The sequence below is a fragment of the Endozoicomonas sp. ALB032 genome (genome assembly GCF_049310125.1).
GTDB lineage: Bacteria > Pseudomonadota > Gammaproteobacteria > Pseudomonadales > Endozoicomonadaceae > Endozoicomonas_A.
In genome coordinates this window covers 307,476-320,623 of the sequence record NZ_JBLYNW010000001.1, presented here as the reverse complement: position 1 = coordinate 320,623, position 13,148 = coordinate 307,476, and the positions used below count along the sequence as shown (strand labels likewise).

Sequence of the window (13,148 nt, the reverse complement as noted above, 5' to 3'; positions counted from 1 at the left end):
GCAAGGTTTTCTTGATCTATCCTTCTTCTCTGTAATTCAGGATGCAAGGATAGAATTATTAAACACTCACTCTCTGCAGCATCGCTGTTGCTGCTACTGTTGTTTTCTGGTGTCTGCCAGACCGAAGCCTTGACAAGATCTTTTATTGTCGAGCCTGAAGAGGATGCAGATTCACCAAAACAGAACGTTTCGAAAAATCGCGATATGCATACATTGCCCGGCAACTGGTCTGGCATTGCCGCTACCAAAGCCTATGCAGAATCCGATTCTTTGCCTGATGACAAAAGACACAAATCTGATGGTTACCGAGTAAATACCAACATCATTGCATTGTTTTCATGGCAGTTGCTTCACGCCTCTGGACTTGCGGTTGCTTACGAAATGATTCTGACCACCAGAGACGCTCCCCTGAGCTACGATTCCCACTCATGGGTAAGTTTAGGATGGGTTGTTGCAGTCGGTTGGCTTTTAAACCGCTATTGGTATCCAGACTTACCTCTGTCTAAACCGATTGAACAACAGGCGAGCCAGGAACTACCGTTTGCGACCATCACTGTGATGTTTGACTCCGGACATAACCCACCAAAATACCCGCTATCTAAATCATATGGGCAGCAAACTTCACAAGCCACCAACCAAGGTTCAAGCTCTCTGTACAGCTTTCTGAATTCTGGCTCTGGCGAAGGTAACCGGGGCCCTCATCGACGCCAGCATACTTTGAGCCTGAATTGTTTCCTCTATCCCTGTCATGGCGTTTGTCGATTCAGGCCCTCAAGCAATAGCGAAGCACCTGCTGACTGGCCACTGAACTTCTCAGAAGACTCATGTACCCATTTGACCAATGGACACTGCATAAGTTGCAAAGATCGATTTGAGCCTGTATGTCCTGCATACTCCCGAGAAGGCTCGCTTTTAAAAACATTGAATGATCTTTCCGGGACTCAAAGCCTTTTCGATTCTGGCCAGTTCTTTCAGCCACGGACAGATGATATTGGTGGCAGCTCTTTAGACGGGGTCGCCCTAGACGGGGTCGCCCTAGACGGGGTCGCCCTAGACGGGGTCGCCTCAGATGATTTTGACTTAGACGAGTTTGACTTAGACGAAGCCACCCTGAACATTATGAGTGCAGTGACCGCCAATAAAACTGATGCTAACGCGCCACTCAATGATGATGTACCAATGTTCGACACTTTTACTTTCACCACTGGTGATTTTGAGGGCATTAATGGGGCGCTCGATCTAAACAGTCCTCCCGAAGAAGGCGAGATTTCTTTTCCCCTTACCCAGACAAATACAGTACAAGTCCCGGCAGCACCTGATAATGTTATATTCACAGCCACACATTGTCAGCAGGGCCTGTTGGATCACAAAAAAAAAGCCCACTGCGGGCAAAAAATCTGTAATGAAATGTTGGTCGGAGTGAATGGCCAGCGACAGGTATGCGGAAAAGTTTACAAGAATTCCAAAGCCATGTTCAATCACAAAAGAAGAAGCCACAGTGAGCAACAAACCTGTGAAGTAAACGTGTTCGGGGAGAATGGTCAACTGCGGCCATGTGGAGTGGTCTGCAAGAATGTAAAAGCCCTGTCGGATCACAAAGGAAGAAACCACGTAAAGCATCAAGCCTGTGACGAAACCATGATTGGGGTCGATGGCCAGCTGCTGCCATGCGGGACGGTCTGCAAGAATCCTCGTGCCCTATCGGATCACAAAAGAAGAAAACACACCGGGCAACAAAGCTGTGACGAAACGGTGGTCACAGACGATGGCTTGCAGCGACCATGCGGGAAGGTCTCCAAGAATCTCCAAGCCCTGATGGAGCACAAAAGAAACAACCATAGCGGACAACAAACCTGTAACGTAAGTGTGATCCGGGAGGGTGGTCAGTGGGGACCATGCGGAAAAGTCTGTCAGAGTATTGTCGCTCTGAAAAGTCACAAAAGAAATGCCCACACAGGCCAACAAACCTGTGACAGAATGGTGATAACAAAGGATGGCCAACAGTATCCATGTGGTAGGGTCTGCAACGGTGCTTTGGCCCTGACGATTCACAAAAGCAACTACCATACCGGACAAAAGACCTGCGGCTTGCCCGTGCTCGGAAATGATGGTCAGTTGCAGCCATGCGGGAAAGTCTGCAGTAATGCCCGAAGCCTGTCGGAACATAAAAGAAAGGACCACACCGGGCAAAAAATCTGTGACGCAGTCATGGTTGGGAAAGATGGTCGGCAACGGCTATGCGGGCGAGTCTGTGAGAATACTCAAAATCTGTCACAACACAAAATCAGATCCCATACCAATGAAAAAAGCTGTGACGTGATCGTGGTCGGTGATTTTGGCCAGCAGCGGCCATGTGGGAAGGTCTGTATGAATACAGGCGTTCTTTATAATCACAAAAGAAGTCATCGAAAACGCAAGTCTGCTGCCCTGGACCAGGACAATGACCTCAGCCCTCAAGAAGGTAAATGAATAAGTAACAATCTGGTTGTATGGGGATCAGGTTTTTACGACACGCTTGTTTATAAGCTAATCTACCCTCCCTCCCTGTAAACGAGAAAGCAGGGATAGAATGATTAGACAATCACTCTTTGCTGCATCGCTGTCGCTGCTAGTGTCGTTTTCTTTTATCAGTCAGACCAAAGCGCTGACAAGATGTTTTATTGTCGAGTTTGAACAGGGTGCTGGTTCTCAAAAACAGAGCTTTTCGATAAAACCAGCCCGGCATTCATTTCCGGTCGACCCAACAGTTATTCCTGAAACTAACGACTATGCAGTATCTGGTTTACCGCCTGATGAAAAACGACAAAGAGCTGTCAGTTACGGATTAAAAATGCCTCTTATTGAGTCGATTTCATGGCAGTTGCTTTATGCCTATCAGCTGCTGGCTGTTTACCAACTGATCCTGACCACCAGAGACGCACCTCCGGGCCCAGCCCCCTATTCATGGCTATCTGTAGAAGCGGTTGTCGCTGTCGGCGTACTTTTAAAAAACTACTGGAAACGCGATTCACTTCTGTTTAATCCAATTAAACAACAGTCGGCATCTATGTTGATACAGAAGTATTTCCCATTTGCAACCTTCACTGCAATGTTTGGTTCTGGAGATGACTTATCACAATACCCGGCCCCGGAATCATCTGGCCAGCAGGCTTCACAAACCGGTATCCAACATAAAGGCAGTTTAACCAGTCCACTGGATTCTGGCTCTGGCGACGGTAACGGAGGTTCCCAACAACACCAACATACGTGGGGTTTAAATTGTTTCGTCTATCCCTGTCACGGTGTTTGTCAATTCCGACCATTGATCGAGAAAAGAGAGCCCGTTGATTGGCCGCTGAATTTCGAAGAAATCTTTTGCCCTCATTTGGCTAATGGACACTGTCTGGGTTGCATAGGTCGTTTTGATCCTGAAAACGCCACTGATTCCCGGAAAGACTTTTTTTACAAAACAGTGAATGATCCTTCTGCCATTCAACTTTCATTCGATTCTGCCCTATTCTTTGATGACAACTCAGAAGACGGGACCACTCAGGAAGAGTTAATCCTGGACTTATTGAGTTCAGGAAGCGCCAATACAACCTATCCTGCCGGGCCTCTCAATGACGATGTCCAAATGCCCGGGGATTTGGACATCGCTAATGGTTTTGAGATCATTAATGGGTCAATCAATTTAAATGATCTGCTCGAAGAAAACGGTTTTTGCCTAACGCTTTCCCATTCAGAAACACCACAAAGAACCACTGAATCATCCCGATTGGATCAGAGCCAACCCTATCCATCCCGGGCAGAGGCAACACCAGCCACAGACAGCAGAGGGCAATTAATATGTGAATACTACACAGGGCAAAAAATCTGTGAACTGGCAGTATTGGGGCAGGATGGGCAGCAGCCATGCGGGAAGGTTTTTGACAATATCATGGCCCTGAGGAATCACAAAAAAAAGGACCACTCAGGGGAAAAAAATTGTGACCTGACATCACTCGGGCAGGATGGTCAGCAGCAACCATGCAGGGTGGTCTGCAAGAATGCTCAAGCCCTGTCATATCACAAAAACAAATGCCATAGCGGGCAACAAACCTGTGACATCAGTGTGGTTGGGCAGGGCGGCCAGCAGCAGCCATGTGGGAAGGTCTTCAAAAATATTCGATCCCTGACGGATCACAAAAGCAAATACCACACAGGGCAAAAAATCTGTGAGCGAGCAGTAGTAGGGAAGGATGGACAGCAGCGGCCATGCGGGGAGGTCTGCAAAAATGCTCGAGCTTTTTTACTTCACAAAAGCAACTATCACTCAGAGCAAAAAACCTGTGTCGTGACCGTGGTAGGAGAAGATGGCCAGCAGCGGCCATGTGGGGAAGTCTTCAGAAATCTTCAATCCCTCTCGGGGCACAAAAGCAGATGCCACTCAAGGAAACAGAACTGTGACTTTGTCGTGGTCGGGCAGGATGGGCAGCAGCGACCATGCGGAAAGGTCTGCAAGAATATCAGAGCCTTGTCGGATCACAAAAGAAAATACCATACAGGAAAAAAAAACTGTGAATTGGCAGTGGTCGATCAGAATGGGCAGCAGCAACCATGCGAGACCGTCTGCAAGAATGCCATTGCCCTGTTGGGTCACAAAAAAAGATACCACAGCAAACAAAGAGTCTATCGAAAACGCAAGCCTGTTGATGTGGGTCAGGGTGATGAATCAGTCTCCAAGAAGTTAAAGTGAAGAAGTAGCGAACTGATCTAACCTCATTTCACGAGGTTTTGCCTGTACAATCTTTATTTTTAACAGAGGCTCTCTGAAATAAAAGCACGCTTGTTTTCTTGAACTATTCTTCCTCTCTGTATATCAGGAAGCAAGGATAAAATTATTAAACACTCACTCAATGCGGTACTGCTATTGCTGCTGTCGTTTTCTGTCGTCTGCCAGGCCGAATTGTTAACAAGACGTTTTATTGTTGAGCTTGAACAGAATGCAGGCTCTCTAAAACAGAGCTTCTCCATAAAGCCTGACCCGCATATGTTTACGGGTAGCTCGTCAGAAATTTCTGAAACAAACGACCGTGCAGGATCCTGTTTACTCCCTGATAAAAAACGACACAGACATGACAGTTACGGGATCAAAACAACCCTTGTTGATTCGATTTCATGGCCGTTACTTTACGCTACTCAACTGCTGGTTGTTAACGAACTGATTCTGACCACCAAAGATGCCCATTTAAGCTCCAATCTCTATTTATGGGTACCTGGAGAAGTGATTGTGGCTGTCAGTTGGCTTTTAAAAAGCTATTGGAACCCTGTTTTACCTTCGTTTAGCTCAATCGAACATTATGAGGTGACTCAGAACCTCACGTTTGCCACCATCACTGTGATGCCAGGTTCCGGGCATAACCCTCCAAAAGGCCAGTTACCTGAGTCGCTTGGTCAGCTACCCTCAGCAGCAAACACCAATTTTGCAGGCTCTTTCAGCAGCCCCCCGAATACTAATGACAATGGTGACGGTAACAGAGGCCCTCAACAGCATTTGCATACTTTGGATCTAAACTGTTTTGTCTTTCCCTGTCGTGGTGTTTGTCAATTGTGCAATTTTGATCAACCACCACAGACTCTTTCCGAAGAAATTCGAATTTCCACAATGCTTACCTCTTCAGAAAGACAAGAAAAAGCCACTGAATCATCTCAATTGGGTCAGAGCCAACCTCAACTTTCACAGTCAGGCGAAATAAAAGTCACAGATATCAGCGGACAAGAAAGCTGTCACCTGACAGTGGTCAGACATAATGGCCAGCAGCGGCTATGCAGGAAAGTTTTCAAGAGTGCTCAAGGCCTGTTGGATCACAAAAAAAAGTGTCACCTCGGGCCACAATCGTGTGCCACGATGGTGGTCGGTCGAGATGGTCAGCTAGAGCCATGCGGGGTCGCCTGCAGCAGTGAAAATACTCTGTGGCATCACAAAAGAAGAGACCACTCCGGGCAACAAATCTGTAACCTGACCGTGGTCGGGGAAGATGGCCAGCAGCGGCCATGCGGGATGGCCTGCAAGAATGATAATGTTCTGTGGCGTCACAGAAGAAGAGACCACTCCGGACAATTAATCTGTAGTCTGAACCTGGTTGGTGAGGATGGTCAGCAGCGCCCATGTGGCAAGGTCTGCAACAATGCTATAGCCCTGTCATCGCACAAATCCAGATTCCATAGCGGGCAACGAATCTGTGATGTGTTACTCGTCGGGGAAGATGGCCAACAGTGGCCATGCGAGAAGGTCTGCAAGAACGCTCAAGACCTGTCGGTTCACAGAGCAAGAGACCACACCGGGCAACAAGTCTGTAAAGTGGTCGTGGTTGGAGAAGATGGCCAGCGGCGACCATGCAGCATTGCCTTCAGAAATGTTCTGGCTCTGTCATCTCACAAAAGCAAATTCCACAGAGGGCAACAAAACTGTGACCTGGTGGTTGCCGGGGAAGAAGGTCAGCAGCGGCCATGCGGGAGAGTCTTCAAGAATAAAAATGCCCTGTTAAGTCACAAAAGAAGAGACCACACCGGACAACAAACCTGTAACATGACAGTGGTCAGGGCAAATGGTCAGCCGCGCTCATGCGGCAAGGTCTGCAAAAATGTTTTAGCGCTATTATTTCACAAAAGCAAATACCACAGTGGACAACGATCCTGTGAACAGGATGTCGCCGGTGAGGATGGTCAACAGCGACCATGCGGGAAGGTTTGCGATAACGCTCAAGCCTTGGCGGATCACAAAAGAAAAGACCACAGCGGGCAACAAATCTGTAACCTTACCCAGGTCGGGGAAGATGGCCAGCAGCGCCCATGCGGTAGGGTCTGCAAAAATGCTTCAGCTCTATCAACTCACAAAGGCAGCTACCACAGCGGACAAAGAACCTGTGACTTGGTCATTATCGGTGAGGATGGCCAGCAGCGCCCATGCGGGAAAGTCTGCAAGAATAATCGAGACCTGAGGGATCACAAAATCATAGATCATACCGGGAAACAAGTCTGTGATGTGATGGTGACAGGGGAGGATGGCCAGCGACGGCCATGCGGGAAGATCTATAAGAATACTAAATGCCTGAAGGAGCATAAGAGAAAACACCAAAAACGCAAGCTCGCTGAGGTGGATCAGGGTAATGACTGAATCAGAGAGCAAGGACAGAATTATTAAACACTCAGTCTTTACGGCACTGCTCTTGCTAATGTCGTTGTCTGTTGCCTTTCAAACTAAAGCGTTCACACAAAGTTTTATTGTCGAGCTTGAACAGAATTCCGGACTTCCAAATAAGAACTTTTCTATAAAACCTGACCAGCATACCTTGCCGGGCAATCCGTCAGACATTACCGATATAAGCGGCTATGCAGGATCAGATTTATTTTCTGATAAAAAACGACACAGGCTTGGCAGTTACCGGTTAAAAACGACCCTTATTGAGTCGATTTCATGGCGGTTGTTTTATGCCACACAGTTGCTGGTTGTTTATAAACTGATCCTGAGCAGCAAAGATTTCTCTTCAGGCACCAGCCTTTATTCACGGCAACCTTTGGATCTGGTCGTCGCTGTCGGTTGGTTTTTAAAAAACTATTGGAACCTTGATTCACCGCTATTTAAATCGATTGCACAACAGGAACTGAATCATTGCCATCCGTTTGCTATCATCACTGCGATGTTTGGTTCTGGAGAAAATTCCCCACAATACTCACCATCAAAATCATCAGGCCAGCGAGCCTCCCAAGCCACCCTCCAAAGTACAGGGTCTATAACCAGCCTTCTGAATTCTGGCTCTGGCGGTGATAACAGAGATCCTCAACAACATCGGCATAGTCTGGGTTTAAATTGTCTTGTCTATCCCTGTCACGGCGTTTGTCGATTCCGAACATTATTTGATAGCAGTGGATCTTCTGAATGGACGCTGGACTCCCTAAAGGGTTTATGCCCCCATTTGTTCAGTGGACATTGCTTTATTTGCTCATATCATTTTGCTCCTTTAAACACTGAAGATTGCCAACAAAACCCGCTTTTTGACACGTCGATCGGTCTTCCTACGATTCAAAGCCGATTCGATCTTGATCCACTTTTACAGACACAGGGAAATAGTATTGATGGCAATACAGCCAATGGTTGCATCTTTTTAGGCGGGGTCGCCTCAGACGGGGTCGCCTTAGACGGGGTCGCCTTAGACGGGGTCGCCTTAGACGGGGTCGCCTTAGACGGGGTCGCCTTAGACGGGGTCGCCTTAGACGGGGTCGCCGAGACAACTGACTTTATCGGGTCAATGGGTGATGATTTGCCAATGTCCGGGAGTTTGCCTTGTACTGTCAATGATTTTGAAGTTATTAACGGGCCACTCGATCCAGTAAGTCTTTTAGAAGAAATGGGAATTTCCTCAACGCTAAATCATTCTGAAGCACAGCAAACAATCACTGGATCACCCAAGTTGGGTCAGAGACAGTTTCATCTTTCGCAAACCGGCGCAATACCGGCCAGAAACAAAAGCAGGCAAAAAACCTGTAAACTGACAATGTTGGATGAGTATGGCCAGTCGCAGCCATGTGGGAAGGTCTGCGATAATACTAAAGCCCTTTCAATTCACAAAAGACGATATCACACCGGGCAAAAAACCTGTGACTTAACCATGGTCGATAAAGGAGGTCAGAAGCGGCCATGTGGAAAAATCTGCAAGAATTCCATGAGCCTGGCGGTTCACAAAAGAATACACCACAGCGGACAACAAATCTGTGGCTATTCCGTGTCAGGGGAGGATGGCCAGCTGCGCTCATGCGGGATGGTCTGCAGGAATATAAAAGCCTTGTTGGAGCACAGAAGCCAATACCATAGTGAGCAAATAAACTGTGAGCTAACCGTGGTCGGTGAGGATGGCCAGCAGCGATCATGTGGGAAAGTCTGCAAGAATGCAAAAGCCTTTTCGGATCACAAAAGAAGAGAGCACAGTGGACAAAAAACCTGTGAACTGATCCTGGTCGGAGAAGATGGTCAGCGGCGGCCATGCGGGATGGTCTGCAATAGTGCTCAAGCCTTTTCATCTCACAAAAGCCGATATCACACTGGGCAAAAAACCTGTGATGTAACAATACTCGGTAACACTGGTCAGAAGCGGCCATGTGGGAAAGTCTGCAGGGGTGCTCAAGCCCTGAGCGACCATATAAAAATAAACCATATCCTTGACCAAACCTGTGATGTAAAAGTGGCAGGGGAAGATGGCCAGCCTCGGCCATGCGGAAAGGTCTGCAAGAACGCCAAAACACTGTTAGATCACAAAAGAAACTCCCATACTGAACAGAAAACCTGTGCTGTAACCCTGGTCGGAGACGATGGCCAGCGGCGGCGATGTGGGTTTGTCTGCAGGAGTCAAACAGCCTTGAAGGGGCACAAACAAAGACACCACAGCGGGCAGAAAACCTGTAACCTGAGCGTGATGGGGAAGGATGGCCTGCAGCGGCCATGTGGGGAGGTCTGCAACAGTGTCAGAAGCCTGGCGGATCACAAAAGAAGAAACCACAGCGGGCAAAAAACCTGTGATGTGATCGAGTTCGGGGAGAATGGCCTGCAGCAGCGATGTGGGAAGCTCTGCAAAAATGCTATAGCCCTGACCAGGCACAAAAGAATGCACCGAAAACGTAAGCCTGCTGAGGTGGACAAGAACGATGACTTCAGTCATCAAAAAGGTATAGTGAATAAATAATGATCTGACTGCCGCCCTTTTATTGGGTTAGCGGTTATGCGACAGTCCATGGGCAAATAAATCAGATCAGCAGCGGGAAGTGTACAGGGATTGTACAAAAATCTGTCTTCTGTATCTGGGAATTCTGTTTGATTTTGTGCATGATTGCGGGCTGGCCAAAAGCCACTGGAGGCTGCTCATTTGCCTTAATTGGAGATGCCATCGTAATAGGCATTTCCCGATTAGATTGATCATACGGCACAGGATCAGGTTTGCCGTCATTGGGGGAGACACCGCATGTTTGAGGCTAAGGCCTTATTTGAGCCTGAATTCATCCAGCAGAGCCCAACCAGGCTCTGGAAGACTATCTCTCCACAATACAGTGTGGATGAGTCAGCCTTACTGGCACAGCTGGCCGATTTGGCCAGACCCAGTCCGCAGCAGCTGGCTGTGGTAACCCGACGAGCTACCGATCTGGTCGAGCAGGTTCGAGCCCGGGAAGATTCCATTCATATGATTGACTCTATGTTGTTGCAATACAGCCTGGATACCCGTGAAGGTATTCTGCTGATGTGTCTGGCAGAAGCCCTGATGAGAATTCCTGACTCTGAAACCGCCGATGCCCTGATTCGTGACAAACTCAGTGTCGCTGAGTGGGAAAGGCATCTCAAACAGAGCGATTCGCTATTGGTGAATGCCTCCACCTGGGGTCTGATGTTGACCGGTAAAGTGGTGACATTAGGCAAATCGGAAGACGGTCGCCCGGCTAGCGTGATTGGTCGACTGGTTAAAAAAATGGGTGAACCCTTGATTCGTCAGGCTGTGAACCAGGCGATGAAAATTATGGGTGAGCATTTTGTACTGGGTCGCACTATTGCAGAAGCACTCAGGAATGGTCGAAAGCCAAGAGAGAAAGGTTACACCTATTCTTTCGATATGCTGGGTGAAGCAGCACTGACCGAAAGCGATGCTCAGAAATATCTCGCTTCCTACCTGACGGCTGTCAGGTCCGTTGGTCAGGAGCAGAAGGGTGGCTACAAGGGCCCTCGTCCCAGCATTTCGATCAAACTTTCTGCCCTGCATCCCCGTTATGAAGTGGCCAATGAAACCCGTGTCTTGAAAGAACTGTTCGACAGCGTGCTGGAACTGATTCGCACTGCCAGAAGCCTGAATGTGGGAATCACCATTGATGCCGAAGAGCAGGACCGCCTTGAGTTGTCTCTGAAACTGTTCGAGAAACTCTACCGTCATCCTGATTGTCAGGGATGGGGTGCTTTCGGACTGGTTGTACAGGCTTACGGTAAAAGAGCACTCCCCGTTCTTGCCTGGCTGGCAGCTCTGGCAAAAGAGCAGGGTGATGAAATTCCTGTGCGTCTGGTAAAAGGTGCCTACTGGGACAGTGAAATAAAACTGTGTCAGCAATCCGGCTATTCCGGCTACCCGGTATACACGCGCAAAGAAGCAACAGACGTTGCTTATCTGGTGTGTGCCCGTTTTCTGCTGAGTGATCCTGTTAAAGGGGCTATTTACCCTCAGTTTGCTACCCACAATGCTCATACTGTTGCCAGCATTCTGAGCATCGCAGAACATAAACATTATGAATTCCAGCGTCTGCATGGAATGGGTGATGCGCTCTATAACACGGTACTGGATCAGGAAAAACCGGACGTTCGCATTTATGCACCTGTGGGTAGTCACAAAGATTTGCTGCCCTATCTGGTGCGTCGACTTTTGGAAAATGGTGCTAACTCCTCTTTTGTTCATCGTCTGGTGGATGCCAGGACACCCGTAAAGGACCTGGTTCATCATCCTGTCACTGTGCTCGAGAAGCATAGTTCTCTGGCCAATGACAGAATTCCTTTACCGGTAGCTATTTTTGGAAAAGACAGAGTTAATTCCATAGGTGTCAATATCGATATTGAGTCACAGTGGCAGCCGTTTTCTGAATCTGTACAGAAGTTTATGGGCCAAACGTGGCACAAAGGTCCCGTGATTTCCGGCCAAAAGGTTGAAACTGAAAAAGTGGTTGATGTGCAGTGTCCTTACCAGCTCAGCGAGCTCGCAGGTCGTCTGCACTTCGCCGGAGAAAAGGAAGTGGACCAGGCTATTTCAGTGGCTCACAAAGCGTTTGACCGTTGGCACAAGATACCAGTAGAAACCCGTGCCCAGAGTCTGGAGAAGTTGGCCGACCTGCTGGAGGCCAACCTTGAAGAGCTGGTGGCACTCTGTCATAAAGAAGCGGGTAAAACGATTCACGACAGTATCGATGAAGTGCGTGAAGCGGTAGATTTCTGTCGTTATTATGCCAACCAGGCGCGTGAAAAATTCTCAGCACCTCAGGTTATGCCAGGACCTACCGGTGAATCCAATGAGCTTTACCTGACCGGTCGGGGTGTCTTTCTGTGTATCAGTCCCTGGAACTTCCCTCTGGCGATTTTCCTGGGTCAGGTGGTTGCAGCGCTGGCCTGTGGTAACACGGTTGTAGCCAAGCCCGCCGAGCAAACCACTCTGATTGCTGCACGAGCTGTTGAGATGATGCTGGAAGCCGGCGTGCCTGCCGATGTGATTCAACTGGTACCGGGTGAAGGTAAGGATATTGGTCATCAGTTGACCGCTGATCCTCGTATTGCCGGTGTTGCTTTCACAGGTTCAACCCAGACGGCAAGATTAATAAACCAGACTCTGGCTGCGCGAGAGGGCGCTATTATCCCTCTGATTGCCGAGACCGGTGGTCAGAATGCCATGATCGCAGACTCTACTGCTCTCCCTGAGCAGGTCGTTAATGACGTTGTTCAGTCTGCTTTTGCCAGTGCCGGGCAACGTTGTTCAGCGTTGCGAGTGCTCTATGTTCAGGAAGATATTGCTGATCGTATTGAAGACTTGCTGGTCGGTGCGATGGCAGAACTGAAGGTGGGTCACCCAGCCCTGCAGGAAACAGACCTTGGCCCTGTCATCAGTGAAATCGCCCTTAAAGGACTCCAGGCTCATATTGATCGCATGAAGCAGGAAGCTCGCCTGATTGCCGAAGTGGATTTGGGGGCTGAATGCAATGAAGGTTACTTTATTGCGCCGGTTGCCTTTGAGATTGAGAGCATCAGCCAACTGGAAAAAGAACACTTTGGCCCGATTCTTCACCTGATTCGCTACAAGGCTTCTGAGCTGGATAAAGTGATTCAGGAAATCAACGGCACAGGTTACGGTCTGACTCTGGGAGTGCATAGCCGCAACGAAGCGACCTCCTCCTACATTGAGCAAAGCCTTAAAGTGGGTAATGCCTACATAAACCGTAATCAGATCGGTGCGGTGGTCGGTGTTCAGCCATTTGGTGGACAGGGACTCTCCGGTACCGGTCCAAAAGCCGGTGGGCCTCACTACCTGTATCGCTTTTCTACTGAACGTACCCGCACCATCAATACGACGGCTGTCGGAGGTAATGCCACACTGTTGTCCCTTGGGGCTGGTCTCTGATCGTCA

5 protein-coding genes are annotated in these 13,148 nt (G+C 48.6%); all 5 read left to right on the top strand.

Annotated elements, in window-relative coordinates; genetic code table 11:
- The first annotated feature begins 87 nt into the window (after window positions 1-87).
- On the top strand, window positions 88-2,469 hold the full coding sequence (locus tag ACO6VG_RS01180; RefSeq protein ID WP_422472301.1) for a hypothetical protein: 2,382 nt from the start codon (window positions 88-90) through the stop codon (window positions 2,467-2,469).
- Between the two features lie 100 nt (window positions 2,470-2,569).
- A complete protein-coding gene (locus ACO6VG_RS01175; RefSeq protein ID WP_422472299.1) occupies window positions 2,570-4,714 on the top strand; it encodes a hypothetical protein in 2,145 nt (714 codons plus the stop codon).
- Between the two features lie 174 nt (window positions 4,715-4,888).
- Window positions 4,889-7,135, top strand: coding sequence for a hypothetical protein (locus ACO6VG_RS01170; RefSeq protein ID WP_422472297.1), 2,247 nt, complete (start codon window positions 4,889-4,891; stop codon window positions 7,133-7,135).
- Window positions 7,128-9,695: a hypothetical protein gene (locus ACO6VG_RS01165; RefSeq protein ID WP_422472295.1), complete on the top strand. Its 2,568-nt coding sequence runs from the start codon at window positions 7,128-7,130 to the stop codon at window positions 9,693-9,695. Before ACO6VG_RS01170 ends, ACO6VG_RS01165 begins: the two co-directional genes overlap by 8 nt.
- A 276-nt stretch (window positions 9,696-9,971) precedes the next feature.
- A complete protein-coding gene (putA, locus tag ACO6VG_RS01160) occupies window positions 9,972-13,142 on the top strand; it encodes a bifunctional proline dehydrogenase/L-glutamate gamma-semialdehyde dehydrogenase PutA (RefSeq protein WP_422472293.1) in 3,171 nt (1,056 codons plus the stop codon).
- The last annotated feature ends 6 nt before the right edge of the window (window positions 13,143-13,148 follow it).

What these genes read in the sequence shown, in the direction of transcription:
- ACO6VG_RS01175 (WP_422472299.1), top strand. Translation starts at nt 2,570, where the DNA reads ATGATTAGACAATCACTCTTTGCTGCATCGCTGTCGCTGCTAGTGTCG.
- ACO6VG_RS01165 (WP_422472295.1), top strand. Translation starts at nt 7,128, where the DNA reads ATGACTGAATCAGAGAGCAAGGACAGAATTATTAAACACTCAGTCTTT.
- putA (WP_422472293.1), top strand. Translation starts at nt 9,972, where the DNA reads ATGTTTGAGGCTAAGGCCTTATTTGAGCCTGAATTCATCCAGCAGAGC.